Genomic DNA, 23,874 nt, shown 5'->3' with positions numbered 1-23,874 from the left:
TGCCGACGCGCCCGTTCCTCGTCGCATGGACCGGAGACGCTTCCTCGCCGGAGTCGGCGCCGGCGCCGCGGTCGGCGCCGCCGGCTGTCTCGGCGGCGACTCGGCGGAGCGGCCGTTCCCCGACGCCGACTGGCGGAGCGAGGACGGCCTCGACGTCGCGACCCTCGCGGAGCGGCACGCCGCCGCGCTCGTCGACGCCGAGGGCGCCACGCTGTTCTCGACGGCGGCGACGAGCCACGACGGCGACGCGGAGCCGACCCCGTGGCTCCCGTCACAGGAGTACGAGGCCGCCTACGACCTCGAAAACGGCCGCCAGTACGTGCGACAAGAGGTGACCGAGACCGACGAGCCGGACGTCTCGGAGCTGTACGTCGCCGACGGGGTGGCGCTGATCCGTCGCGAGACGGCCGACGGGACGCGGTACGGTCGGCAGTCGACGGACCGCTCGGCGAGCGAGCTCGAATCGGCGATGCGCGCGGAGGTCCTGACTGGGATCCGCGTCGGGAACGAGACCGCGAGCGGCGAGACGGCGTACGAGGGGCTGAACCTCTGGGCCCCGACGAGCGACGGCGCGGGCGAGGTGCGCGGGGAGCCGACCGCGCGGTTCGCGTCCGACTCCTTCGACGGCGACCGGAACGTTCCCGAGACCGTCGAGACGGCGTCGGCGACCGTCCACGTGTACGAGTCCGGCGTCGTGCCGCGGCTCGAACAGTCGTGGGCGGGCGAACACGACGGGCAGGGGGCGACGGTCGACGTCGACATCGGCTACCGCGACCTCGGCGCGACGGTGACGGAGCCGGCGTGGGTCGCGACGGCGCGCGACGAGACGAGCGGCTGACGCCCCGTCCCGTTCTGGACGAAACGACGGGCGCTCTCGCCCGCTTACCGGCTCAGCGGGAGCGAACGTCCGTCGTTTCCGACCATCGACGCCTCGTGAAACACCCTCAGATCCGTCGAGAGGTACCGCTCGGAGGATCTGAGGCCGTTTCGCGACGGAGAAAGACGACGCTTAAGTAGCTCCGTTCGGAAGTAGGCATACGATGGCGAACGGCAAGTACGCGGCCCGTAAGCTCAAAAAGGACCGGCAGAAGCGCCGCTGGTCCGACTCCGAGTACGCTCGGCGAGAGCGCGGGCTCAAGACGAAGTCCGACCCGCTGGAGGGTGCCCCGCAGGCGCGCGGCATCGTCCTCGAAAAGGTCGGCATCGAGGCAAAGCAGCCGAACTCGGCGATCCGAAAGTGCGTTCGGGTTCAGCTCATCAAGAACGGGAAGCAGGTCACCGCGTTCTGTCCCGGTGACGGCGCGATCTCCTTTATCGACGAGCACGACGAGGTCACCATCGCCGGGATCGGCGGTGCGAAGGGTCGCGCGATGGGCGACCTCTCCGGCGTCAACTACAAGGTCGAGAAGGTCAACGGCGTGTCGATGATCGAACTGGTTCGCGGGAACGCGGAGAAGCCGGTCAGATGAGCGGCGAGGAGACCGAGGCGCCGTCCGAGGAGGACGTCGCCGCCGACGAGCCGGACCCGGACGCGCCCGCCTCCAGCGAGGCCGCCAACGAGAACGCCCAGCTGTTCGGCGTCTGGGACGTCACCGAGATCGCCTACGAGGACCCCTCGACGAAGCGGTACATGACGGTGACGCCCATCGCCCATACGATGGGTCGCCACGCGTCCAAGCAGTTCAAGAAGTCCGAGATCTCGCTGGTCGAGCGGCTGATCAACCGCCTGATGCAGACCGAGGAGAACACGGGCAAGAAGCAGCAGGCGACGCGGATCGTCCGCGACGCCTTCGACATCGTCCACGAGCGGACCGAGGAGAACCCGGTCCAGATCCTCGTGACGGCCGTCGAGAACGCCGCGCCCCGCGAGGAGACCGTCCGCCTGAAGTACGGCGGCATCTCCGTCCCGAAGGCCGTCGACGTCGCGCCCCAGCGCCGCGTCGACCAGGCGCTGCTGTTCATCTCCGACGCCGTCGCCAGCGCGACGTACAAGTCGTCGACGCCCGCCGCCGAGGCGCTCGCGAACGAACTCGTCGCCGCCGCCGACTACGACGTCGAGGGCTCCTACTCCATCTCGCAGAAGGAGGAGCGCGAGCGCGTCGCCGCCGCGGCCCGCTGAACTCGGCCGCCGGCGCTTTCTCTCTCGTCTCTCTCCCGTCGGCCACCCGCGGGTCCGTCCCGATCGGGTCGCCGGTCGTCGATTCCGTCGTCGCGTCCCCACTTCTCGTCGGTCAGTAAATTCGTCGCGTACCGGTCGGAATAGCCGGGCGTCGCACCGTCGCTGTCGGCGCGTGAAAAAACGAGACCGTCGGCGTCGAGCGGTCCGCTCGGCCGTCGGCGTCGAGCGGTCCGCTCGGCCGTCGGCTCAGTCGTCGGCCGGCGCCGCGCCGGAGCCGCCGTCGGCGTGCTGCTGTTTGACCCACGAGAGCTTGCCGCCGGCCGCGAGGATGTCGCGCTCGCGCTCGGAGGCGTCGAGGTCGGCGGTGAACTCCCACTCGCCGTTGACGCTCACGGTGAACTCCTCCTGCCCGGAGCGGACGCCCGCGGGCACGTCGTCGACGATTTCGAGGTCGTCGCCCTGGTCGATCTTCTCGTACGTCTCCTCGTCGATCGCCAGCGGGACGATCCCGAAGTTGAAGAGGTTCGCCTTGTGGATGCGGGCGAAGCTCTGGGCGAAGACGGCCTCGATGCCGAGGTACATCGGACAGAGCGCGGCGTGTTCGCGCGAGGAGCCCTGGCCGTAGTTCTCGCCGGCCACGAGGACGCCGCCGTCGGCGTCGAGCGCGCGCTCGGCGAACGTGTCGTCGACGCGCGAGAGCGTGAACTCGGAGAGCTTCTCGATGTTCGAGCGGAACTTCAGGATGTCCGCCGTCGCCGGGATGATGTGGTCGGTGGTGATGTTGTCCTCCATCTTGAGGAGGGCCTCGCCGCCGTCCACGTCGATCCCGTCTTTCAGCGGCACGTCGCCGATGTTCGGGCCCTTGACGAGTCCGTCGTCGATCGCCTCGTCGGGCGAGATGATGTCCGAGTCGTCCTTCCCCATGCCGGGGCCGTACTTCGTCCCCATCTCCAGGCCGGGGGCCTCGAGGTCGCCGAGCTCGTCCGCGAGGTCACGCGGGTCGACGATCTCGCCGGCGATGGCCGCCGCGGTGGCGACCTCGGGCGAGCAGAGGAAGACGGAGTCGTCCTCGATGCCGGAGCGACCCTCGAAGTTGCGGTTGAAGGTGCGCAGCGAGACGGAGTCGGAGGCGGGCACGTGGCCGATACCGATACACGCGCCGCAGGTCGCCTCGGAGAAGTTGACGCCGGCCGCCATCATCTCCGCGGTCCAGCCCTCGCGGGCCAGCATCTCGGAGGCCTGCTTCGAGCCGGGCGCGACGATCATCTCGGTCTGCTTGGCGACCTCGCGGCCCTCCAGCATCTTCGCGCTGGGGAGGATGTCCTCGTAGGCGCCGTTGGTACAGGAGCCGACGATGACCTGCTCGACGTCGGTGCCCTCGTACTCGCTGACGGGGGCGACGTTGTCGGGCATCGAGGGCGCGGCCACGAGCGGCTCGAGCTCGTTTAAGTCGACCTCGATCGTCTCCGCGTACTCCGCGTCGTCGTCGGGCTGGAGGTCGACGTACTCGTCCTCGCGGTCCTGGCGCGCGAGCCAGTCCTTCGTCTTCTCGTCGGTCGCGAAGATCGAGGAGGTGGCGCCGAGCTCGGTGCCGAGGTTCGTGATCGTGGTACGCTCGGGGATCGTGAGCTTCTCGGCGCCGGGGCCGGTGTACTCGAAGATCTTGCCGACGCCGCCCTTGACGGTGAGTTCGCCGAGCAGGTGGAGCGCGATGTCCTTGGCGGTCGCCCACTCGGGCAGCTCGCCCTCGAGGTGGACGTTGACGACCTCGGGCATCTCGACGTAGTAGGGGCCGCCGCCCATGGCGACGGCGATGTCGAGCCCGCCCGCGCCGATCGCGAGCTGGCCGAGCCCGCCGGGGGTCGGCGTGTGCGAGTCGGAGCCGAGCAGCGTCTTGCCGGGCGCGGCGAAGTTCTCCTTGTGGACCTGGTGGCAGATGCCGTTGCCGGGCCGCGAGAAGTAGGCGCCGTACGTGCCGGCCGCGGAGCGGAGGAAGCGGTGGTCGTCGGTGTTCTTGAAGTCGAACTGGTACGTCTGGTGGTCGCAGTACTGCGCGGCGAGCTCCGTCTGGACCTCGTCCATCTCGAGGGCCTCGAACTGGAGCCACACCATCGTCCCCGTCGTGTCCTGGGTCAGCACCTGGTCGATCTCGATGCCGATCTCCTCGCCGGGCGTCAGCTCGCCCTCGACGAGATGGTCATCGAGGATCTTCTCGGTAATCGTTTGTCCCATAGTACGCGATGATGGCCCTCCCGTGGATATAAAACCCGCGAGTTTCCAGAAGATCGACCGTGTTAGATCCCGCGATACGGCAACCTTCGCCCCGATCTCCGCGTGGTACCACGCACCGTGAAATACGTAGCCGTCCCGAGTGTCTTAGGACATTAAACGCCTGAAACGGCCAAAATCGGCCGAATAGGCGGTCCCGGTGATACCGGCCGGTTCCCCCGCCGGCGCCGCGACTCGCGGGCGACACCGTTTTGGCTCGCCCGCGGTTCCGGACGCGCATGTTCGACTCGGGAGCCGCGGTCGCGGCGGCGCTGGAGGCGGCCGGCGCCGACCTCGACGACGCGCAGCGACAGCCGAACGGCGTCGACCTCACCGTCGACGCGGTGTTCGCACAGACCGAACCGGGCCGCCTCGGACGCGACGGCAAGCGCGTGGGCGAGCGGCGGGAGCTGGAGCCCCGTGGCGACTGCTACCGGCTCGAACGCGGGAGCTACGTCGTGCGCTACGGCGAGCCGGTGCGGATCCCCGAGGGCCGGATCGGCTTCGTCCTCCCGCGCTCGACGCTGCTGCGGAACGCCTGTACCCTCGACACCGCGGTGTGGGACGCGGGCTACGAGGGCGTCGGCGAGGGCCGGCTCGACGTGGGCCACCCGATCGAGATCGAGCCGGGCGCGCGGATCGCGCAGCTCGTCCTCGCCGCGGCCGACCACGACGGGACGTACGAGGGCGCCTACCAGGAAGAGAACCTCTGAGCGGGCGGTCCGGGGCCGCCCCCGTCCGGGAACCCCCCGAGGGCGACTACGCCTCGTCCCAGTCCCCGCCGACGCGGTCGATGCCCATCATGTCCTCGCCCGCGTGTTCGGTGAACGCGACCGTACAGTTCGGCCCGGGGACGCCGAACGCCTCGACCGCCCGCTCCATCACGGCCAGCGCGAACGCGCGCTTGTACTCGAACGGGCGGCCCTCGCGGATCTCGGCGTCTAAGAACAGGAGCGGGCCGTCGACCGCCCGCCCGATCGCCATCGCCGACGGCTCGCGCTCGGCGATCGTCACGGCGACGTGTCCGGCCGTCCTCCATCTCCTCGGCGTACCGGTCGGTGACGAACGCGACGAACGACTCCCGCTCCGCGGGCGACAGCGACAGCGTGGTCGAGAAGTGTAACAGGGGCATACCCGCGGTTCGGCCGGGTGCGACTTCGCGCTATCGCCCCAGGAGTGCGACTTCGCGTGCGGACGCCTCGGCGCGCGCGGCGGCTGCGCGAGCGCGTCGCTCGGTACGGAAAGGAACGAACGGCACGCCCGTGCCGGGAAAAGATGGCACGAGCGTGTCGTTCTGTAGGTCCCCGCTGACGCTTCGGCCCTCCAAGCGAAGCGTCACCTGGAACAAGCGGTGGTAGACACTTAAGCGTGCCGGGGGCGGCAGCGTTGTCGTATTAGTCAGCGGCGACGCGTTCACAACACGCGGTCAACAGGAACCGGGAATCCGCCCGACTGAGACCCGACGACCGCCGATCTGTCTGTCGATCCGACCCGACTACTGCCGTGCGGGGTGGTCCGCGCGGAGCCGCGTCTGCCCCTCGCCGAGGAGCCGCTCGCGGAGCGTCTCCCCCGGGGGCTCGGCGTCGGCCGGGGGGACGAGGCCGCGCTCGCGCAGCTCCGGGACGACGAGGTCGACGAAGTCGACGAGCGAGTCCGGGCGGACGACCTCCTTGACGTTGAACCCGTGGACGCCGACCTCCTCGTGCCAGCGCTGGAGCTCGGCGGCGACGCGCTCGGGGGTCCCGACGATCTTCGGCGAGGTGGTGCCGAGCCCGCAGAACTCTGCGACCTCGCGCACCGTCCACTCCCGGTCGGGCTGGGCCTTCGTGAAGGCGTTCATCGTCCCCTGGATCGCGTCCGTCTCGATGTGTTCGACCTTCTGGTCGGGGTCGAGCTCGGAGAGGTCCATGTCGAGGAAGCCGGAGAGCAGCGCGAGCGTCGCCTCGACGTCGACGTGCCGCTTGTACTCCTCGTGCTTCGCCTCCGCGAGCGCCTGCGTCTCGCCGACGACCGGCACCACGCCGATGAAGAAGCGGAGGCTCTCGGGGTCGCGGCCGGCGTCGGCCGCGCGCGCCTTCACGTCCTCCATGTACTCGACGACGCCCTCCTCCGTCGGCTGGCTGGCGAAGACGGCCTCGGCGTTGCGCGCGGCGAACGAGCGGCCGTAGTCGGAGGAGCCGGCCTGGTAGACGACCGGGGTGCGCTGCGGCGACGGCTCGCAGCCGTGCGGCCCCGGCACCGAGAAGTGGTCGCCCTCGTGGTCGACCGCGTGGACCTTCTCCGGGTCGGTGTACCGGCCCGCCTCGCGGTCGCCCTCGACGGCGTCCTCCTCCCAGGAGTCCTCCCACAGCTTGTAGCAGACGTCGAGGAACTCGTCGGCGCGGTCGTAGCGCGTCTCCTTGTCGATCCGCTCGTCGAGCCCGAGGTTCTCGGCGGCCGACTCCAGGTAGGAGGTGACCACGTTGATCGCGACCCGCCCGTCGGTGAGGTGGTCGAGCGTCGAGAACTCCCGCGCGAGCTGGTAGGGGTGAGTGTACGTCGTCGAGCGCGTCACCGCGAAGCCGAGGTCGTCCGTGACCTCCGCCATCGCGGGGACGACGAGCTGCGGGTCGTTCGCGGGCGTCTGGACGGCCTTCTCGACGGCGGTCTCGCGGTCGTCGCCGTACACGTCGTAGATGCCGCGCACGTCCGCGAAGAACACCGCGTCGAACCCCCCGCGCTCGGCGGTGCGCGCGACCTCGGTCCAGTACTCGCGGTCGGCGTAGTCCGCCGACCGGTCGCCGGGGTACCGCCACGACCCGGGCGAGACGTGCTCCACCGAGGCCATGGTAAAGAGGTTGAGGTGTAGGTGATCGGACACGGCCCTCGGTACGCGCTCCGGGGTAATACGGGCACAGGAAGTGGCGGGACTTGTCGCGGTCACGGACGGACTCCCGGGACTCGACGACCGCGGCCGAGGTCGACGCGGGGCGCGTTACGCCGAGACCGACTCCGGCGAGGAGACGTACGCGGCGAAGTCGGAGGTGGTGATGATGCCGATGGGCGTCCCCCCGTCGACGACCGGGACGTGGTGGAACCCGTGTTCGAGCATCGTCTCGGCGACGGCCGCCACGCCGTCCTGCGCGCCCGCCGTGATCGGATCGCGCGTCATGTACCGCTCGACGGTCGTCTCTGCCTTCGGCCGGCTCTTCGCGACGATGTCGACGAAGTCCGTGGAGGTCAAGATTCCGACGAGCTCCCCGTCGTCGTCGACGACCAGCACCGAGCTGATGTCGTTGTCGAGCAGCACGGCGGCCGCGTCCTCGACCAGCGTGTCCGGCGTCACCGTGTGGAGGTCCGTCGACATCAGCCGCGCGACGAACACGTCTTCGATCTCGTCCATACCCGAAACAGCCGCCCTCACCGTATAAGCGTTCTCACAGATACCGTGAGAGCCCGGACTGCCGGCGCGGCCCGGCCCCCTCGGGCTCCGCGACCCACGCCGTCCGCTCGTCGCGGAGGCGGTCGCGGTCCGCCGTGGTCGGGTCGGCCGGCTCGAAGGCGGGACACCCGCTCCCGCACTCGCGGCCGGGGTCGACGACGCGGTCGAAGTGCGCGCAGCGGGGCCGGCCGTCGGCGGTCGCCTCGCCGTGCGCGCACGCCGGCGGCTCGGGGCGCCACCCCTTCCCGTACGCGCGCTCGGCGACCCGGCGCCGCTTGCGCGCCTTCGCCTCGGGATTGACCAGGGCGACGTCCGTGCGGGAGGGGCGCTCGGCGCGGATCTCGACGCCGGGGGCGTCCGGGTCGAGCGGCGTCGGCTCGCGGACCACCTCGCGCTCGCCCGTCTCCGGGTCGAACCGCCAGACGCCGACCGCCTCCGGGATCCGGTTGAGGTGCGCGCGGGTGACGTAGGAGGCGGTCGCGAGCACGACCTCGTCGAACAGGCCGAGCGCGGCGTCGTAGCGCAGCTGCGCCTCCAGGTCGCCCGGCGTGCCGAGATCGGGCTTGTTCTCGACGGCGACGAGGCCGCCGACCCAGTCGTCCGGGTAGCGCGCCGTCGCGCGCACGGCGTCCCGCCCGTTCCGTCGCTCGCGTTCGAGGTAGCCGACCTCGACGGCCCGGTCGACGACGGCCGCGGCCCGGTCCGGCGGGAGGTCGAACGCGTCGGCGACGGGCACGGCCTCGCCCGGGCCGACGGCGGCCTCGACGGCGGGGTCCGGGATCCGCTCGGCGCTGATCGCGGCCCGGTCGTCGAAGCCGGGCCCCCGCGACAGCAGGCAGACGTCGACGATGCGCGTCCCGGGCGTCTCGACGCCCGCGCCGAGCTGGCGGGCGACGACCCGGTCGGGGGATTCGAGCGCGGCGCACAGCGCCAGCTCGAACCGGTACTCCATGGGTGAGGAAGGGACGCGGCGGGCTAAAGCGCGTCGGCGACCGCGCTCGGGCTCCGGTTCCGCCCGCCCCCGGTCGTCGCCCCGCCGCCGGTCGAAACCGGTATTCCCCGCGGGTACCTACCCCGACCATGCGCCGGGTCACCCGGAACGTCGTCGTCGCCATCGCGCTGGTCGTCGTCGCGCTGCTCGCGCTCGGCGCGCTCCCCAGCTACCTCGGCAGCGGCGACCCCTACTACCTCACGGTCGAACCGATCGAGACGAACGGCACCGCGGCCGACGTGAACAACGTCTCCGACCGCCGGTACCCGTACCTGATCGGCGCGATAGAGAGCGACGACGGTCGGTCGAAGGGCTACCAGACCGGCCCGTACGGCGTGAAGGAGTGGTTCACGCACACGCCGTTCGACGAGGTGGACGCGCTCACCCAACAGGTGCCCGGCGCCGCGACCGAGGGCGGCGTGCGGGTGCGCCGCGACGGCGAGGTGTACCACGCCGAGGTGGTCCGACCGTGACGGGCGACCGCGGCGGGCACGCGGGCGACGCCCCCGCCGACGCGCCGGCGGCCGACCTCCGCGACCTCCCCGCGTTCTCCGACGGCCGCAACCACTCGCTGCCGGGCGAGCCGGAGTGGCCCGTCAGGGAGGTCGCGGTCGAGTACGACGAGGGGTGGTTCGTCGGCGGCTACGACCGCGTCGAACAGCCCGACGGGACGGAGAAGAAGTACTACTGGGCGGAGCTGTCGCCCGCGACCGTCATCGTCGCGGTCGCCGACGACCGCGTGCTGTTCGTCGAGCAGTACCGCCCCACCGTGCGGAACACGCAGCTGGAGCTCCCGGCGGGGGTCGTCGAGGCCGGCGAGTCGTACACCGAGGCCGGGGCCCGAGAGCTCGCCGAGGAGACCGGCTTCGAGCCGTCGTCGACCTCGCTGCTCCAGGAGGTGTGGTGTTCGACGGGCGTGCTGCGCCACCGGCGCGGCTACGTGTTCGCCGAGGGGCTGGAGCCGGTCGACGTCGACCACGACAGCAACGAGTTCCTCGCCCCGCGGTCGGTCCCGGTCGAGGAGGCGCTGGCGACCGCGCGGGAGCCGCCGACGAACGACGCGACCCTTGAGGGGCTCCTGCTCGCCGAGCGCGAGGGACTGCTGTAGGCGCCCGCCGCCGGACCGCGACCCGTCGGTGCCCGACCGTCGCCGCGAACCGGCGCAGAACCCGACGCGCGTCCAGTTTCGGGCGCCGACGGGGAGGTATTAGTCGCCTCGGCCCCTGTACTCTGTCATGAGCCAGACCTCGGAGCAGTCGGTGCTGCTGTCGGACGACCCCCCGCTCGACCTCCGCCTCTCGGAGTCGGAGCTTGCGGCGACCCGCGAGCGGATCGTCTCGTTCATCCGCGACGTGGTCGACGACGCGGGCGCGACGGGCGCGGTCCTCGGCCTCTCGGGCGGTATCGACTCCACGCTCACCGCGTACCTCGCGGTCGAGGCGCTCGGCGAGGAGGGCCTCCACGGGCTCACGATGCCCTCCGCGGTCAACGACCCGGACGTGATGAGCGACGCCGAGCGGGTCGCCGCGGACCTCGGCATCGAGTACGACGTGGTCGAGATCCAGCCGATCGCGGAGGCCGTCTTCGACGCCGTCCCCGACGCGGCCGACGACCGCACGGCCGCGGGCAACGTCTACGTCCGCACCCGCGCCGTGCTGAACTACTTCGTCGCCAACGCCGAGGACCGCGTCGTCCTCGGGACCGGGAACCGCGCGGAGGCGATGACCGGCTACTACACGAAGTACGGCGACCAGGCGGTCGACTGTAACCCCATCGGCAACCTCTACAAACAGCAGGTGCGCCAGCTGGCCGCGCACGTCGGGGTCCCCCGCGAACTGGTGATGCAGGAGCCGACCGCGGGGATGTGGGAGGGGCAGACCGACGCCGAGGAGATGGGACTCGACTACGACACCGTCGACGCGATCCTCGCGGTCCACGTCGACGGCGGGCTGTCCCGGGCGGCGACGGTCCGCGAACTCGACGTGCCCGAGGCGGCCGTCGACCGCGTGGTCGACCTCCACGAGCGCAGCGCCCACAAGCGGGCGATGCCGCCGGCGCCGGAGCGGTAAGAGGGCTCAGAGCGGTAAGAGGGGTCGGAGCGGCGGGGAGCCGCCGGGGTCGGGAGGACCGTGCGGGACGGCGAGCCGGAGCGGTCAGCGGGGGTCAGGCGTTCTGCGCCCGTTCCTTCGCCACCTCGGCGATCCCGGCGTTCGCCGAGCAGTTCGGGCACGCGTGTACCCGTCTCCGGTCGTCCCCGAAGACCTGGACGAACCGCTCGGAGACGTGCGCCTCGCAGTGTTCACAGGTCGGCATGGCGGTGAATGGTATCGCGGGTCATATTCGACACACGTTCACTTGGTGCCCAGACCTCAAGAGCGCTTTTCAAACTCCGTCCCAAATCAGGCCCAAATTGGGGGACCGAAGCCGGAACACGGGCGAAAAACGCGGGCCGAGAAGGGGGTTAGCGGGCGGGACGGCGACGCGGTCCCGTCGCGCCGCCGCTCTCCCCGCGACCGTCGATCGCTCCGCGCGACGCGCCGCCGACGGGCCCGGCGGTCAGAACTCGCGCAGGGCGTCGAGCACGTCGTAGGCGCTCCCGTCGTCGATGACCTCGCGGGCCGCGTCGAGGCCGTCCTCGATGGAGTCGGCGTCGCCGCCGGCGTAGATCCGGAGCGCGGCGTTGACCGCGACCGCGTCGGCGAAGGCGCCGTCGCGCTCGCCGGCCAGCACTTCTTCCGTGACCGCCGCCGAGTCGGCGGCCACGTCGTCGACCGCGAGGTCCTCCTCCTCGAGGTCCATCCCGTACTCCGCGGTCTCGATCTCGAAGTCGTCGAAGGAGGCGCCCTCGCTTCCGGCCTCGTCGCCGTCGTCGCCCGCGGCGTCCCACTCGGCGACCTTCGTGTAACCCGGGCGCACGTCGTCGTACCCCTCCATGCCCTGGAACATCAGGACGCGGTCGAGGTCGTGGAACTCGCTTTCAACGAACGTGTCGACCACCTTCTTCGCGAACGCGAGGTGGTAGAAGGAGCCGAGGTGGACGGAGGCGCCGGCGGGGTTCGCCAGCGTCTCGACGGTGTTGACGAACGTCCGGACGCCCATCTGGTCGCGCCGGTCGAACAGGTCGTCGATGGCGGGGTTGAACGCGGGCTGGTAGTAGAAGCCGAAGCCGGTCTCGTCGACCATGTCGGCGGAGTCCGAGGGCGTCAGCTCGGTGTGGACGCCCAGTTCGTCTAAGACGTGCTTGTACGCGTCCTGCTTCTGGGTCGGCACGCGGTCGCCGGAGTGGACGACGACCGGGGTGCCGGCCGCGGCCGCGACGGCGCCCGCGGCGACGCCTAAGATTGCGGTCCGGCCCTTCCCGTCGTAGTTGGCGCCGCAGTCGACGGGGTCGGCGTCGGGCTCGGCGTACTCGACGCGGTCGCACATCACGTCGACGTACGCGCCGAGCTCCTCGGGCGTGTTCCGCTTCCAGCGGTTGGAGAGCCAGAACGCCCCGAGCGTCGTCGGGTCCGGCTCGTCCGCGAGGATGCGCTCGAACGCCTCGGTCGCCTGCGCGCGCGTCAGGTCGTCGGCCGACTTGTGGCCGGAGCCGCAGACCTCGGTCATCAGCCGCTTGAGGGGCCAGTCGCCGAACTCCTGGGTCGCCTGAGCCATACGCATCGTTCGGGTTCTCGGACGAAAAGTCCCCCGTTCGACTCCCGCGCGTCGGGAACGCGTCGGGTCGGGACCGTCTCTTTGGAACGCCACCGCAGGCGACGCGCGCCCGCCCGTCCCTCGCATCGCGCGCGAGCGCCGGGCCCGGCCGACCGGGTCGCTCTCTCGGGAATCGTGGTAGTTGTTCGCAAACAATAACCGTATGGATGTCTGTTTATACAAAGAAATGTAATACGTTTCGGTTGTTCTGCGCTTTTCTAATTCTGTATCAGGGCCTAATCAGCGTTAGAGTTATATGTTTGTCCATCTACTGGCCGGCTGTACCCGATGACGTCCAAATCCGTCGCCACCGCGCTCACGCTGTACCGGTCCCGCACGCTGACGCTCGAACAGGCCGCGACCGTCGGCGGCTGCTCGACGGCGCAGCTGGAGGAGAGCGCCCGGGCGTTCGCGGCGACGCCCGGCGAGCCCCCCGCCGACGACTGACGCGCGCTCGTCCGCATCGACACCCGTCTCGCTGACGCTCGACGCGCTGACGCTTGACGCTCGACGCCCTCCGAAACCCGTACGTACGCCCGCCCCCTATTCGAGGTAATGAGTCTGGACGCCGACTGGCGGGCCGACGTCGACGCCGTCGACGCGGCCCTCATCGACGAGTACCAGAGCGGCTTCCCCGTCGCGGAGCGCCCGTTCGAGCGGGTCGCCGACGAGATAGCGGCCGAGACGGGCGCCGCGGTCGACGCCGACGAGATCCTCCGGCGCGTCCGCGACCTCCGCGAGCGCGGCGTGTTCCGCCGGTTCGGCGCGGTTCTCAACCCGCCGGTCATCGGTTCCTCAACGCTGGCGGCGGTGCGCGCTCCCGAGGACCGCTTCGACGAGGTCGCCGAGGTCATCAACGGCTACCGGCAGGTGAACCACAACTACCGCCGCGACCACGAGTGGAACCAGTGGTTCGTCGTCACCGCCGGCTCGCGGGAGCGACGCGACGAGATCCTCGACGAGATCGAGGAACGGACCGGCTGCGAGGTCCTCGCCCTGCCGATGCTCACTGACTACTACATCGACCTGGAGTTCCCCGTCGTCAACGCCGACCGGTTCGCGCGCGAGTCCCTCGACGAGACCGACGTGTCCGCCACCCGCATCTCCGAGGACGCGCGCGGCGACCTCTCCGCGCTCGACGCCGACCTCCTCTTGGCGATCCAGGACGGCTTTCCGCTGTCCGCGACCCCCTACGAGGACGTGGCGGCGGAGATCGGTGCCCCCGTCGACGACGTGCTCGCCGCGGTCGAGCGCCTGCTCGCCGACGGCTGCATCAAGCGCGTCGGCTGTATCGTCAACCACGTCGTCACCGGGTTCACGAACAACTGTATGGTGGTCTGGGACGTGCCGGACGACGAGCTCGACGAGCGCGGCGAGGCGGTCGGCAGCCTCCCGTACGTCACCCTCTGTTACCACCGACCGCGCCGCCCCGACCGGGACTGGCCGTACAACATGTTCACCATGATCCACGGCCGCGAGGCCGAGGCGGTCGACGCGAAGATCGACGAGCTGGCGGCCGACCACCTCCCGTTCGCCCACGAGCGGCTCTACTCGACCGAGACGCTGAAACAGACCGGCGCGCGCTACGAGGACCTGGTCGCGGACGGGGACTGACCGGCGGCGGGAAGCGGGAGGGACCGGACGGGCGACGCGAGCCGGACCGGACCGCGGCTCAGTCGTCGCCGAGGGCGGTCGTCCGCCCGCCGGCGGCGTCTGTCCCGACGCCGTCGCCGGCGGCGACGCCGCGGTCGGCGCCGAGGCGGTCGAGCGCGTCGGCGCCCGCGACCGCGACGACGACGAAGCCGACCTTCGAGACGATGTCGAGGTAGACGAACACGAGCATTTCCGTCGCGGGCGTCAGCAGCCCGAGCCCGGTGGGCGCGAGCAGCCACACGACCGGGTACAGCGTCCACAGCACCACCGTGATGTTCCGGAGCGTGCCGAAGACGGCACGGACTCGGTCGCCCGCCGCCGAGGCCGACCGCGGGAGCGAGACGAGGAGCCCGTAGACGAGCGCGAGGTACGCCGCCCCGGCGACGCCGAAGGCGACCCACGAGACCGCTCCGGTCGTCGCGGCGGCGATGATACCGCCGGCGATGATCACCACGTCGACCCCGATCAGCCCGGCGAGTACGCGCCGCGACGGTCGCGCGAGCAGCCCGAGGTAGAGGAGGAGAAGCGGCGTCGTCAGGAGCCAGTCGACGTATCGAGCGACGTCGAGCTCCCCGGCCGACAGCGAGACGCTGCCAAACCCGAGCGCCATCAGGAGGTACGCGACCGCCGCGATACCGGTGACGCCGGCGAGGGTGCCGTAGTAGACGGCGTGCGACTCGCCGGCCTCCGAGGACCGGGAGAACCACGCCCACAGCGGGGGAACCGTCCCGGCGCCCATCGCGAGGGCGCCGATCCACGCCCAGACGGCGGTGTCGACGAGCATCTCAGTTCACCTCCTCCCCGGCGGCCGCGCCGTCGCCGCCGTCGTCGCGCGAGAAATCGAACTCGGTCCCGGCGCCGCCCGCGGCCCCCCCGTCGGAGACCGCGGTGGCGTCGGGCGCCGCGCCGCGCCCCGTCGCTCTGTTCGGGCCGTCGAGGCCCTCGTCGGTCGCGAACGCGAAGTCGTCGACCGCGTCGCGCAGCGCGAGCGCGCGGTCGGAGAGCGACCCGGCCGCGGTCTCGACCGCCCCCAGGGTCCGCTCCTGTTCGTCGACCGCGCCGGTCACGTCGCCGGCCGCGCTGGCCGTCTGCGCGCTGATCGCGGAGACGTCCTCGACGTGGCCGACGACCGCGTCGACCGAGTCCGCCTGCGTCTCGGTGGCGCGGGTGATTTCGGTCATGCTGGCGTCGGTACGCTCGGAGGCCTCCGCGAGGCGCTCTAAGGCGTCGATGGAGGTCTCGACCGTGTCGACGCCGGCGGAGATCCGCTGTTCGGTGCGCGCCATCGCGTCGGCGCCCGTCTCCGCGCGCTCCTGAACGGCGTGGATCCGGGCCTCGATCTCGCTGGCCGACGCCTGCGTCTCCTCGGCCAGCGACTTCACCTCCTCGGCGACGACCGCGAAGCCGGCGCCCTCGGCGCCGGAGCGGGCGGCCTCGATGGAGGCGTTCAGCGCGAGCAGGTTCGTCTGCTCGGCGATCTCCGAGATGGTGTCGACCACCTCGCCGATCTCCTCGACCTCCGCCGCGAGCGCCTCGACCTCCGCGGTCGTCTCCGCGGTCGTCTCCTCGACCGCGTCCATCTCCGCGAGCGCCTCCTCGGCGGCCTCGCGGCCCTCCTCGCCGACCTCGGCCGCGTGTTCCGCGGTCTCCGCGACGTCGGTGACGGTGGAGGCGACCTCCTCGGCGGACGAGGCGAGGTTCTCCGCCTCGTCGGTCGCCGCCCGCAGGTCGTCGCGCTGGGTGCGGGCCCCCTCGGCGATCTCCGAGACCGCCTCGCTCACGGTCCCAGTCGTCGCCCGCAGGTCGTCCGTGCGGTCGTCGACGGTCCCGGCCACGTCGGCGGTGTCCTCGGCGACCGTCGCGACGGACGCGACCGTCCCCTCCAGCTCGTCGGCCATCTCGTTGAACGCGGCGCCGACGCGCGCCATCGCCGCGCTGTCGCTCTCCGGGTCGACCCGCCGCGTCAGGTCGCCGTCGGCGAGCGCGCGCATCGCGGTCTCGTACTCGGTCGCCTTCTCCTCGACCGTCTCGGCGCGCGCGTCGGCCTCCCGCCGCGCCCGCTCCGCCTCCTCGCGGGCCGACTCGGCGTCGGCGATCTCCGAGCGCAGCGAGCCGCGCATCTCGTCGAACGCCCCGAACAGCCGCCCGAGCTCGTCGGTCCGGCCCGTGTCGAGCCGCACGTCGAGGTCGCCCTCGGCCATCCGCTCGGCCTTACCCGTGAGCTGCCGCAGGGAGATGACCGTGTTCGATCCGATCGTGACGCCGATGAGCGCGAGCCCGATCACCGTCAACAGCGTCATCCCGACGAGCCCGGACCGCACCGCTTCGCCCGCGGCGCCGGCCGCCTCGGCGCGAAGGTAGACGATAACTCCGTATGAGACTGAGACCCCCATGACCCCGACCAGCGACAGAGCGAGCTTCGCGCCGTAGCTCGATCGGACGCCCGGGGCCGATCCTGCTTGCATGTGTACTCGACCGCAGGGATCGCGCCGTGATAATAACCCTCCCCAGGATATTAACAGTGATAATCACTCTCGGCGCGGCGCCCGGCGGTCGCGGGGAGGCGACTCCGGCGACGCGGTCCGACCGAGGCCGGTCTCTCGACCCGCTCCGGACCGGTACGTTGAGGCCGCCGCCGGCCGCACGGTGAGACATGGCGACCGCTTTCGACAGGCTCGGATACGGGACGTACAAGCTGGCGGACGGCGAGGAGTGCGCGGCCGGGGTCGCGCACGCGATCGAGACCGGCTACCGCCACGTCGACACCGCCCAGGGGTACGACAACGAGGCCTCGGTCGGCGACGGGATCGACCGGAGCGGCGTCGACCGCGACGACCTGTTCGTCGCGACGAAGCTCTCGACGGACAACCTCTCGTACGACGACGCCGTCGAGACCGCCCGCGCCAGCCGGGACCGGCTCGGCGTCGACTCGATCGACCTGCTGTACGTCCACTGGCCGATCAACAGCTACGACCCCGAGGAGACGCTGCCCGCGCTCGACGACCTCGTCGACGACGGCGTGATCGACCGGATCGGGCTCTCGAACTTCGAGCCGGACCAACTGGACGAGGCGATCGACCGCCTCGACCACGACGTGTTCGCCCACCAGGTCGAGTGTCACCCCCTGCTCCAACAGGAGCGGCTCCGCGAGTACGCGGTCGAGGACGGTCACTGGCTCGTCGCCTACTCGCCGATCGCGCGCAACCGCGTCGCCGACGTCGACGCGCTCCGCGAGGTCGCCGCGGCGCAGGACGCGACCCCCGCGCAGGTGAGCCTCGCGTGGCTGCTCTCCAAGGAGCGCGTCGCGCCGATCCCGAAGGCGGCCGACCACGGTCACGTCGAGGAGAACTGGGCCGCCCGCGAGATCGACCTGACCGACGAGCAGATCGCCCGGATCGACGGGCTCGACCGCGGCGAGCGGGTCGTCGACTTCGCGGAGGCCCCTTGGAACTGAGCCCGCGCTCCGGAGCGTTCAATACCGCTACTGTCCCCTCATAGTCGGTTTAACGGTCTTCCGTGTCGAGTGATAGTGTGTGCCGGAGTCGAGCCCACGGTCCGACCGCGGCCCCGCCCCGGAAGCCGACGGCGACGCGGACGGCGAGTCGGGTCCCCGCGACCGTCCGGCCCTCCTCGCCGCCACGCCCGACCCGGAGGCGGTGTCGGACCGGCTCCGCACGCTCGCCGCCCTCGCGGGCCTCCTCGGTCTCTTGTTGACGCTGATCGCGCTGGAACTGCTCGTCCGTCTCTGACCCGTCCGCCGCCGGACCGAAACTGAACGCCAGATCCCCCCGATCCGCCGGCGGATCCGTCCTCCCCGGTGGTTTCACTTCCGCTTTCGGGCGCGTTTTTAAAAGGTGCGGGCACGACAGTCCGGACATGGCTCAGTCCACGTTCGACGACGACGACCTGTTCGGCGAGGCGGCCGAGGAGACCCGCGCGGAGGTCGAAGAGCACCTCGCGGCGGCGCGCGACCAGCTCCCCGACCCGGACGCGGTGTGGGAGACGGACGCGGACAACGTCCTCGGCGCGCTCAACGGGCTGAAGTCCGCGCTCGACGCCGGCGACGCGGTCGACAGCGTGCGCTCGGCGAAGAAGGCGTACGTCCTCGGCGAGCGGGCCGACGCGTTCGACGACGCCGACGACCTGAAGGCGGAGATAGAGGAGCTGGAGTCGCTCGTCGGCGACATCGAGAGCGCGGCCGACGAGGTGGCCTCCCTCACCGGCACCGTCCCCGCGATCCGCGGCGCGCTCCAGGACGCGGCCGACGAGGAGTAGCCCCTCTCGCTTCCTCAGGTCTCCCGGTCGACCACCGCCGCCGCCAGCTCGGCGAGGGACGCGCTCGCGCGGTCGAGCAGCTCCCGCCCGCGCTCCGCGTCGCCCGCCCGCGGGTCGCCGACCACGCCGTTGTCGGTGAACTCGTCGGAGTCGTGCGCGAGGTTCACCCCGGCGACCCACTCGCCCCACCGCTCGGCGGCGCCCGCGCTCGCCTCGTCGACCCGCTCCTCGCGGACCAAGTCGGGGTTCGTCGCGCGCAGCAGCTCGGTCTCCAGCGGCCCGGCGTGACCCATGTCGCTCGCGTGGTCGCCGACCGCCTCGAACCAGGTGAACGCGACGCCGTACCCCGCGTGGGCGTCGTCGCGCGAGAACCGCCGGACGACCTCCGCGAGCGCCTCGACGTTCCCCCCGTGGCCGTTGACGAACACGACGCGGTCGACCCCGTGCGAGACCAGCGACTCGGCGGACTCCCGGACGTACGCCCGGAACGTCTCCGGCGAGACCCACATCGTCCCGTCGAACGCGCGGTGTTCCTCGGCGACGCCGACCGGGACCGCCGGCGCGACCGCGACCCCTCCGCGCTCCGCGGCGGCGGCCTCGCTCGACGCCGCCGCCTCGTAGGCGTCGGCGCCCGCCTCGGCGACCGCGACGGCGTTCAGGGTGTCGGTGCCGAGCGGGGCGTGCGGCCCGTGCTGTTCCGTGCTGCCGACCGGGAGGAACGCGACGTCGACGTCGGCGTCGCGGACGTCGGTCCACGTGACCTCGCTGAGGCGCATATCCGCACCTCGGCGCGCGGCGTGGTATAGGCGGCGGTCACCGCCGACGCCGCCGTCCGGCGGCCACTGGCGGCGAGACCGGTGTCGCGGGCGCTCCCGAGGTATTATGCCCCTCCCCGTAGATCCGGGCCGCATGAGCGGTGACAACGCGGACCACGACTCGGAGGCGCACGAGCCGGCCCCCGCCGTGACGTTCGGCCCGCTGAAGCGGGCGCTCCGCGAGCACCGCTACCCGGTGACGGCGGCGGAGCTGATAGAGCAGTACGGCGCCGCGACGCTGGAGGCGGAGACGACGACGGAGCGGCTCGACAGCCTGCTCGAGGGCCGCGAGGAGACGCAGTTCCGCGACCCCGCAGAGGTCCGCGAGGCGGTCCTCGACGCGCTCGGGTACGCCGACGACTCCCCGGCGCCCGCCGACGAGTGGACTCGGCTGCCGCGGTGACGGTCGACCGGGCCGACGGGTCGCTCCGATCGACCGCGGTCAGTCGTCGTCGCTCTCGGCGTCCTCGACGATCCGGGCGGTGCGCTCCTGCGCCCGGTCGATGAACTCCTGTGGCAGCTCGTCGATCTCGCCGGCCTGAACGCCCCAGAGGTGCGCGTACAGCCCGTCGTTGTCGAGCAGCTCGTCGTGCGTGCCGCGCTCGGCGACCTTCCCGCCCTCCAGAACGAGGATGGTGTCCGCGTCCTTGATCGTCGAGAGCCGGTGGGCGATCGCGAACGTCGTCCGGTCCTCCGTGAGGCGGTCGAGCGAGCGCTGGATCAGCATCTCGGTCTCCGTGTCGACGTCGGAGGTCGCCTCGTCGAGGACGAGGATGTCCGGATCGGTCAACACGGCGCGGGCGATGGTGATCCGCTGGCGCTGGCCGCCGGAGAGCTTCACGCCGCGCTCGCCGACCATCGTGTCGTAGCCGTCGGGGAGGTTCTGGATGAAGTCGTGGGCCTCGGCAGCCTCGGCCGCCTCGCGGACCTCCTCGTCGGTCGCGTCGAACGTGCCGTAGGTGATGTTCTCGCGGACGGTGCCGTAGAACAGGTACGACGACTGCCCGACGTAGCCGATCGCGCGGCGCAGCGACCGCAGCGTCACGTCGCTGACGTTCTGGTCGTCGATCCGGATCTCCCCGTCGTCGACGTCGTACATCCGGAGGAGCAGCTTGAGCACGGTCGACTTGCCGGCCCCGGTCGGGCCGACCAAGGCGAGCGTCTCGCCGCCCTCGACCGCGAAGTCGATGTCCTCGACGATGGTCTCGTCGTCGTAGCCGAAGGAGACGTCGTCGTACACGACGCGGCCGTCGTCGACGACGAGCTCCTCGGCGTCGCGGTCCTCCTCCAGCTTCGAGGGCTCGTCCATCAGCCCGAAGATCCGCGCGGAGGAGGCGCGGGCGCGCTGGTACATGTTGATGATCTGGCCGAACTGTGCCATCGGCCAGATGAACCGCTGAGTGTAGAGGATGAACACGACGAACATCCCCTCGGAGAGCTCGCCCGTGAACGGGCCCGGCGGCCCCTGGAACACCCAGAGCCCGCCGACGACGAACGTGAGGACGAAGCCGATGCCCGCGAGCACGCGGAGGCCGGGGAAGAACTTGATCCGCGTCTCGATCGCGTCCCAGTTGGCGTCGAAGTAGTCGAAGGAGACGTCGTCGACGCGCTCGGACTCGTAGGACTCGGTGTTGGCCGCCTTGATCACCTGGATGCCGCCGAGGTTGTTCTCCAGCCGGGAGTTCATCTTGCCGACCGTCGACCGCACCTCGGCGTACTTCGGCTGGATGATCTTGATGAACACGTAGGTGAACCCGGCGATGACGGGGACGGGGAGCAACGCGACCAAGGCGAGCTGCCAGTTGATCCAGAACAGGAGGACGCCGATCCCGATCACCATCACGGACAGCCGGAACACGGAGTTCATCCCGTCGTTGAGGAACCGCTCCAAGCGGTTCACGTCGTTCGAGAGGATGGACATCATCTCGCCGGTCTGCTTGTCCGAGAAGAAGTCCATGTTGAGCCGCTGCATCTGGTCGTACGTGTCGGTCCGGATGTCGTGCTGGATGTTCTGGGCGAAGGCGTTGAACCCCCAGTTCCGGACCCAGTGGAACCCGGCGCCGAAGGCGAACGCGCCGACCAGCACCGCGATCGTGAACCAGAACTGGTCAACCTGCGTCGTCGGGAGCCACGCGTCGGGCAGTAGCACCAGCGGGATCTGCTCGTCGAACGCGGCCTCGCCGCGGAAGATGGCGTCGAGAGCGATCCCTAACATTAGGGGCGGGAGCAGGTCGAGCAGCCGCGCGAAGACGCTCGCGAGGATCCCCACCGTCACCTGCGGGACGTAGTCGCGGCCGTACTCGACGAACAGCCGCTTCATCGGATTCTCGATCTTGTCCCGCTGCTCCTCGAAGGGATCGTCTTCCTCCCATTCGACGCCACTCATCACACGGTCGTATCAGTCAGGCGGGCAAATAGGTTTCCTTCGAACCGAAATACATCGGCAGAAAACGCCGGTAGCGCGCGGCCGTTCGGGCGATTTCGCCCGGCCGACCGCGGTCGCCGCGCGGACGCCTCGGCCGATCCGAGAGCGCGACCGTCGCGCGCGCCGGTCCCGGCTCCGACGACCGCACCGCGGACTCGCTCCTCGCGGCCCGGGGTCGGCCTCACAGCTCGCGCCGCTCCACGTCGGGGTCGACCCCGGCCTCGTCGAGGTCCTCCCGGATGCGTCGGCGCAGCGGGTCCGGCACCCCGTCGCGGGGGACCGGCGCCGCCGTCTCGCCCTCGTCGTCGGTCGGGACGGACCAGTAGAGGACGCGGGGCGTCTCGGCGTAGAACTCCACCGCGTATCGGTCGCTGCCTCCCTCGTAGTGGACGCGGGCGGCCGCGCCCTCCGCGCGCCACCCCTCCTGTCTGACCAAGGCGGCGATCGGGTCTCGCATGGCCGCGCTCGGGGGCCCGGACACATGTGGGTGTCGGCCGGGGTCGCGACCGAGGCTATTCGCCGGCGCGCTCGGTCGCCCGCTCCCCGCTCCGCCCGCATCGACACCGGTTTACAACCGCCGTCCCGATGACCCGCCATGTCTCTTCGCGTCACGTTCCTCGGGACGGGCGGCGCCGTCCCGACCGTCGAGCGCGCGGCCAGCGCCGTCTTCGTCAACCGCGAGGGCGACCGCTTCCTCTTCGACTGCGGCGAGGGCACCCAGCGCGAGATGATGCGCAGCGGCACGGGGTTCGCCGTCGACCGCGTGTTCGTCTCGCACCTCCACGGCGACCACGTCCTCGGGATCCCCGGCCTCGTCCAGACGCTCGGGTTCAACGACCGCACCGACCCGCTGACGGTCCACTGCCCGCCGGGGACCGACGACCACCTCCGCGATCTCGTCCACGCGGTCGGCCACGACCCGGCGTTCCCGGTCCGGATCGAGCCGGTCGCCCCCGGCGAGGTCGCCTACGAGACCGACGAGTACGCGGTCCGCGCCTTCGAGACGGAACACCGGACCGTCTCGCAGGGGTACGTCTTAGAGGAGGACGACCGCCCCGGCCGCTTCGACCGCCCGAAGGCGGAGGCGCTCGGCGTCCCCGTCGGCCCGAAGTTCGGCCGCCTCCACGAGGGCGAGGCGGTCGAGGCCGAGGACGGCACGGTCGTCGAGCCGGAGCAGGTCGTCGGCCCGCCGCGCCCGGGCCGGAAGCTGGCGTACACCGCCGACACCCGCCCGCGAGAGAGCACCGTCGAGGCCGCCGAGGGCGCCGACCTGCTGATCCACGACGCCACCTTCGCCGACGACATGGCCGACCGCGCCCGCGACACGGCCCACTCCACCGGCCGCGAGGCGGGGTCGATCGCCGACCGCGCGGACGCGAAGCGGCTCGCCCTGGTCCACATCTCCTCGCGCTACGCCGCGGACCCGAGCCCGATCCTCCGGGACGCCCGCGAGGCGTTCGACGGCGAGTGTCTCCTGCCCGACGACGGCGACCTCATCGAGGTGCCGTTCCCCGACGCGGACTGAGTCGCTGAGGGTTCGACCGGCCGGTCCCACTCGGATGACTTCGTGACCGGCATGGAGACTGCCGAAGCCCCGGTCGCTCGACCGTACGATGACGGTTTTACTCATAAACGGTCGTTCGACACGGAGACCGCTGAAGCCCCAGTCGCGAGGCGGGCGCACGATCGCTGTGCGCCTCGCTCAGTCGCTCGTGCTGCTCGCTCCTTCGCCGCGGTGCTTGCGTCGCCTGCGCCCGCCTCGCGACTGCCCCTTCGAGTCCCGCCCGCACAGCGACCGCACCTCACGCCTCCCCAGCCTCGTCGCTCACTGCGTTCGCGACTCCCTCGCGCGTGCTCCTCGCGCCCGACGGGCGCTCGAAGGCACGCAGTGAGGCGCGACGCGCCTCTTGCAGCCGGCGGCAGAGCCGCCGGCGACGCCACCGCTTCGCTTCGTCACCTCCGTCGGATCCGCTTTTGTGTCACTCTGACCCGTGAAACAGTTCCACTTGAAACGAAGCCCGCGCACGGCTGACGGGCGTCTGACGCGAGCGAGGTCGTCCCGTCGGTCGATCTCCGCGGATCGAAAGAACTCCACGTAGCGGGCCTCAGGCGGGCGTTTCGTTCCACTTTCACCGCGGTCACGTACGTTTTAATACCATCTGGAACCAACCGTCGTACGCCTCCCACTGAAAACAAGACCGGAGGCGGAGACAC

General features: G+C 71.0%; 25 protein-coding genes and 1 pseudogene. 14 read left to right on the top strand and 12 right to left on the bottom strand.

What is annotated here, in order from left to right; genetic code table 11:
• Nucleotides 1–25 precede the first annotated feature (25 nt).
• The 3 genes from AMR74_RS00705 to AMR74_RS00695 all read left to right on the top strand — a co-directional run bounded on the left by AMR74_RS00705 (nt 26) and on the right by AMR74_RS00695 (nt 2,119).
• On the top strand, nt 26–838 hold the full coding sequence (locus AMR74_RS00705) for a DUF7537 family lipoprotein (RefSeq protein WP_053770166.1): 813 nt from the start codon (nt 26–28) through the stop codon (nt 836–838).
• 202 nt (nt 839–1,040) lie between these two features.
• On the top strand, nt 1,041–1,469 hold the full coding sequence (locus AMR74_RS00700) for a 30S ribosomal protein S12 (protein ID WP_006111505.1): 429 nt from the start codon (nt 1,041–1,043) through the stop codon (nt 1,467–1,469).
• Complete coding sequence (locus AMR74_RS00695) at nt 1,466–2,119, top strand: 30S ribosomal protein S7 (protein ID WP_053770165.1); 654 nt, start codon at nt 1,466–1,468, stop codon at nt 2,117–2,119. Before AMR74_RS00700 ends, AMR74_RS00695 begins: the two co-directional genes overlap by 4 nt.
• Nucleotides 2,120–2,365: 246 nt before the next feature.
• Here AMR74_RS00695 and AMR74_RS00690 read toward each other — a convergent pair whose 3' ends face one another.
• On the bottom strand, nt 2,366–4,351 hold the full coding sequence (locus AMR74_RS00690; protein WP_053770164.1) for an aconitate hydratase: 1,986 nt from the start codon (nt 4,349–4,351) through the stop codon (nt 2,366–2,368).
• Nucleotides 4,352–4,626: 275 nt separating this feature from the next.
• Here AMR74_RS00690 and AMR74_RS00685 point away from each other — a divergent pair, with 275 nt between their 5' ends.
• Nucleotides 4,627–5,100 (top strand): deoxyuridine 5'-triphosphate nucleotidohydrolase, encoded by a 474-nt coding sequence (locus AMR74_RS00685; protein WP_053770163.1) that lies wholly within the window; start codon nt 4,627–4,629, stop codon nt 5,098–5,100.
• 46 nt (nt 5,101–5,146) lie between these two features.
• Here AMR74_RS00685 and AMR74_RS00680 read toward each other — a convergent pair.
• The 4 genes and pseudogenes from AMR74_RS00680 to AMR74_RS00665 form a co-directional block, all read right to left on the bottom strand.
• Nucleotides 5,147–5,519, bottom strand: a pseudogene (locus AMR74_RS00680) (tautomerase).
• Nucleotides 5,520–5,882: 363 nt separating this feature from the next.
• Nucleotides 5,883–7,247: an LLM class flavin-dependent oxidoreductase gene (locus AMR74_RS00675; protein ID WP_053770162.1), complete on the bottom strand. Its 1,365-nt coding sequence runs from the start codon at nt 7,245–7,247 to the stop codon at nt 5,883–5,885.
• A gap of 114 nt (nt 7,248–7,361) precedes the next feature.
• Nucleotides 7,362–7,769: a CBS domain-containing protein gene (locus AMR74_RS00670; protein WP_053770161.1), complete on the bottom strand. Its 408-nt coding sequence runs from the start codon at nt 7,767–7,769 to the stop codon at nt 7,362–7,364.
• Between the two features lie 34 nt (nt 7,770–7,803).
• Complete coding sequence (locus tag AMR74_RS00665; protein ID WP_053770160.1) at nt 7,804–8,760, bottom strand: DUF5787 family protein; 957 nt, start codon at nt 8,758–8,760, stop codon at nt 7,804–7,806.
• 128 nt (nt 8,761–8,888) lie between these two features.
• Between AMR74_RS00665 and AMR74_RS00660 the strand changes: the two genes are divergently transcribed.
• From AMR74_RS00660 to AMR74_RS00650, 3 genes are all read left to right on the top strand, one after another.
• Nucleotides 8,889–9,272 (top strand): hypothetical protein, encoded by a 384-nt coding sequence (locus AMR74_RS00660; RefSeq protein ID WP_053770159.1) that lies wholly within the window; start codon nt 8,889–8,891, stop codon nt 9,270–9,272.
• Nucleotides 9,269–9,907, top strand: a complete 639-nt coding sequence (locus tag AMR74_RS00655; RefSeq protein WP_053770158.1) for an NUDIX hydrolase — start codon at nt 9,269–9,271, stop codon at nt 9,905–9,907. Before AMR74_RS00660 ends, AMR74_RS00655 begins: the two co-directional genes overlap by 4 nt.
• Nucleotides 9,908–10,034: 127 nt before the next feature.
• Nucleotides 10,035–10,868 carry an NAD+ synthase gene (locus tag AMR74_RS00650; protein WP_053770157.1) on the top strand — a complete coding sequence of 278 codons (834 nt, stop codon included), beginning with the start codon at nt 10,035–10,037 and terminating at the stop codon, nt 10,866–10,868.
• Between the two features lie 94 nt (nt 10,869–10,962).
• On the opposite strand, the gene AMR74_RS18910 is transcribed toward AMR74_RS00650, so the two are convergent.
• Both AMR74_RS18910 and AMR74_RS00645 read right to left on the bottom strand, forming a co-directional pair.
• Complete coding sequence (locus AMR74_RS18910; protein ID WP_167551883.1) at nt 10,963–11,112, bottom strand: DUF7563 family protein; 150 nt, start codon at nt 11,110–11,112, stop codon at nt 10,963–10,965.
• 243 nt (nt 11,113–11,355) lie between these two features.
• Nucleotides 11,356–12,453, bottom strand: coding sequence for an anthranilate phosphoribosyltransferase (locus AMR74_RS00645; RefSeq protein WP_053770156.1), 1,098 nt, complete (start codon nt 12,451–12,453; stop codon nt 11,356–11,358).
• Nucleotides 12,454–12,780: 327 nt separating this feature from the next.
• Between AMR74_RS00645 and AMR74_RS18905 the strand changes: the two genes are divergently transcribed.
• Both AMR74_RS18905 and ahbB read left to right on the top strand, forming a co-directional pair.
• Nucleotides 12,781–12,939, top strand: a complete 159-nt coding sequence (locus tag AMR74_RS18905; RefSeq protein WP_167551882.1) for a DUF7317 family protein — start codon at nt 12,781–12,783, stop codon at nt 12,937–12,939.
• Nucleotides 12,940–13,047: 108 nt separating this feature from the next.
• Complete coding sequence (ahbB, locus tag AMR74_RS00640) at nt 13,048–14,106, top strand: siroheme decarboxylase subunit beta (protein ID WP_053770155.1); 1,059 nt, start codon at nt 13,048–13,050, stop codon at nt 14,104–14,106.
• 58 nt (nt 14,107–14,164) lie between these two features.
• On the opposite strand, the gene AMR74_RS00635 is transcribed toward ahbB, so the two are convergent.
• Together AMR74_RS00635 and AMR74_RS00630 are read right to left on the bottom strand one after the other, a co-directional pair.
• Nucleotides 14,165–14,929: a bacteriorhodopsin gene (locus tag AMR74_RS00635; protein WP_053770154.1), complete on the bottom strand. Its 765-nt coding sequence runs from the start codon at nt 14,927–14,929 to the stop codon at nt 14,165–14,167.
• Between the two features lies 1 nt (nt 14,930).
• Nucleotides 14,931–16,610, bottom strand: coding sequence for a methyl-accepting chemotaxis protein (locus tag AMR74_RS00630; RefSeq protein ID WP_053770153.1), 1,680 nt, complete (start codon nt 16,608–16,610; stop codon nt 14,931–14,933).
• Between the two features lie 188 nt (nt 16,611–16,798).
• Between AMR74_RS00630 and AMR74_RS00625 the strand changes: the two genes are divergently transcribed.
• The 3 genes from AMR74_RS00625 to AMR74_RS00615 all read left to right on the top strand — a co-directional run bounded on the left by AMR74_RS00625 (nt 16,799) and on the right by AMR74_RS00615 (nt 18,420).
• Nucleotides 16,799–17,599, top strand: a complete 801-nt coding sequence (locus AMR74_RS00625) for an aldo/keto reductase (RefSeq protein ID WP_053770152.1) — start codon at nt 16,799–16,801, stop codon at nt 17,597–17,599.
• Between the two features lie 79 nt (nt 17,600–17,678).
• Complete coding sequence (locus AMR74_RS00620) at nt 17,679–17,894, top strand: hypothetical protein (RefSeq protein ID WP_053770151.1); 216 nt, start codon at nt 17,679–17,681, stop codon at nt 17,892–17,894.
• A 127-nt stretch (nt 17,895–18,021) separates the two neighbouring features.
• Entirely contained in the window at nt 18,022–18,420 is a 399-nt protein-coding gene (locus tag AMR74_RS00615; RefSeq protein ID WP_053770150.1) for a DUF5790 family protein, read from the top strand.
• 14 nt (nt 18,421–18,434) lie between these two features.
• On the opposite strand, the gene AMR74_RS00610 is transcribed toward AMR74_RS00615, so the two are convergent.
• A complete protein-coding gene (locus AMR74_RS00610) occupies nt 18,435–19,196 on the bottom strand; it encodes a creatininase family protein (RefSeq protein WP_053770149.1) in 762 nt (253 codons plus the stop codon).
• A gap of 106 nt (nt 19,197–19,302) precedes the next feature.
• Here AMR74_RS00610 and AMR74_RS00605 point away from each other — a divergent pair, with 106 nt between their 5' ends.
• Nucleotides 19,303–19,638: a DUF5789 family protein gene (locus tag AMR74_RS00605; protein ID WP_199236339.1), complete on the top strand. Its 336-nt coding sequence runs from the start codon at nt 19,303–19,305 to the stop codon at nt 19,636–19,638.
• Nucleotides 19,639–19,677: 39 nt separating this feature from the next.
• Here AMR74_RS00605 and AMR74_RS00600 read toward each other — a convergent pair whose 3' ends face one another.
• Nucleotides 19,678–21,621 (bottom strand): ABC transporter ATP-binding protein, encoded by a 1,944-nt coding sequence (locus AMR74_RS00600; RefSeq protein WP_053770147.1) that lies wholly within the window; start codon nt 21,619–21,621, stop codon nt 19,678–19,680.
• A 220-nt stretch (nt 21,622–21,841) separates the two neighbouring features.
• Nucleotides 21,842–22,117 (bottom strand): DUF7538 family protein, encoded by a 276-nt coding sequence (locus tag AMR74_RS00595; protein WP_053770146.1) that lies wholly within the window; start codon nt 22,115–22,117, stop codon nt 21,842–21,844.
• 138 nt (nt 22,118–22,255) lie between these two features.
• On the opposite strand from AMR74_RS00595, the gene rnz reads away from it, so the two are divergent.
• Nucleotides 22,256–23,185 (top strand): ribonuclease Z, encoded by a 930-nt coding sequence (gene rnz / locus AMR74_RS00590; RefSeq protein ID WP_053770145.1) that lies wholly within the window; start codon nt 22,256–22,258, stop codon nt 23,183–23,185.
• Nucleotides 23,186–23,874 lie beyond the last annotated feature (689 nt).

Origin of the sequence: Halorubrum tropicale (assembly GCF_001280455.1) — an archaeon.
Lineage (GTDB): Archaea > Halobacteriota > Halobacteria > Halobacteriales > Haloferacaceae > Halorubrum > Halorubrum tropicale.
This window is presented reverse-complemented; position numbering and strand designations above follow the sequence as displayed.

Coding starts and splice junctions, on each gene's coding strand:
- rnz (WP_053770145.1), top strand. CDS start 22,256: ATGTCTCTTCGCGTCACGTTCCTCGGGACGGGCGGCGCCGTCCCGACC.
- AMR74_RS00625 (WP_053770152.1), top strand. CDS start 16,799: ATGGCGACCGCTTTCGACAGGCTCGGATACGGGACGTACAAGCTGGCG.
- AMR74_RS00660 (WP_053770159.1), top strand. CDS start 8,889: ATGCGCCGGGTCACCCGGAACGTCGTCGTCGCCATCGCGCTGGTCGTC.
- ahbB (WP_053770155.1), top strand. CDS start 13,048: ATGAGTCTGGACGCCGACTGGCGGGCCGACGTCGACGCCGTCGACGCG.
- AMR74_RS00650 (WP_053770157.1), top strand. CDS start 10,035: ATGAGCCAGACCTCGGAGCAGTCGGTGCTGCTGTCGGACGACCCCCCG.
- AMR74_RS00705 (WP_053770166.1), top strand. CDS start 26: ATGGACCGGAGACGCTTCCTCGCCGGAGTCGGCGCCGGCGCCGCGGTC.
- AMR74_RS00670 (WP_053770161.1), bottom strand. CDS start 7,769: ATGGACGAGATCGAAGACGTGTTCGTCGCGCGGCTGATGTCGACGGAC.
- AMR74_RS00615 (WP_053770150.1), top strand. CDS start 18,022: ATGGCTCAGTCCACGTTCGACGACGACGACCTGTTCGGCGAGGCGGCC.
- AMR74_RS00695 (WP_053770165.1), top strand. CDS start 1,466: ATGAGCGGCGAGGAGACCGAGGCGCCGTCCGAGGAGGACGTCGCCGCC.
- AMR74_RS00690 (WP_053770164.1), bottom strand. CDS start 4,351: ATGGGACAAACGATTACCGAGAAGATCCTCGATGACCATCTCGTCGAG.
- AMR74_RS00665 (WP_053770160.1), bottom strand. CDS start 8,760: ATGGAGTACCGGTTCGAGCTGGCGCTGTGCGCCGCGCTCGAATCCCCC.
- AMR74_RS18905 (WP_167551882.1), top strand. CDS start 12,781: ATGACGTCCAAATCCGTCGCCACCGCGCTCACGCTGTACCGGTCCCGC.
- AMR74_RS00700 (WP_006111505.1), top strand. CDS start 1,041: ATGGCGAACGGCAAGTACGCGGCCCGTAAGCTCAAAAAGGACCGGCAG.
- AMR74_RS18910 (WP_167551883.1), bottom strand. CDS start 11,112: ATGCCGACCTGTGAACACTGCGAGGCGCACGTCTCCGAGCGGTTCGTC.
- AMR74_RS00595 (WP_053770146.1), bottom strand. CDS start 22,117: ATGCGAGACCCGATCGCCGCCTTGGTCAGACAGGAGGGGTGGCGCGCG.
- AMR74_RS00630 (WP_053770153.1), bottom strand. CDS start 16,610: ATGCAAGCAGGATCGGCCCCGGGCGTCCGATCGAGCTACGGCGCGAAG.
- AMR74_RS00605 (WP_199236339.1), top strand. CDS start 19,303: ATGCCCCTCCCCGTAGATCCGGGCCGCATGAGCGGTGACAACGCGGAC.
- AMR74_RS00600 (WP_053770147.1), bottom strand. CDS start 21,621: ATGAGTGGCGTCGAATGGGAGGAAGACGATCCCTTCGAGGAGCAGCGG.
- AMR74_RS00610 (WP_053770149.1), bottom strand. CDS start 19,196: ATGCGCCTCAGCGAGGTCACGTGGACCGACGTCCGCGACGCCGACGTC.
- AMR74_RS00645 (WP_053770156.1), bottom strand. CDS start 12,453: ATGGCTCAGGCGACCCAGGAGTTCGGCGACTGGCCCCTCAAGCGGCTG.
- AMR74_RS00685 (WP_053770163.1), top strand. CDS start 4,627: ATGTTCGACTCGGGAGCCGCGGTCGCGGCGGCGCTGGAGGCGGCCGGC.
- AMR74_RS00635 (WP_053770154.1), bottom strand. CDS start 14,929: ATGCTCGTCGACACCGCCGTCTGGGCGTGGATCGGCGCCCTCGCGATG.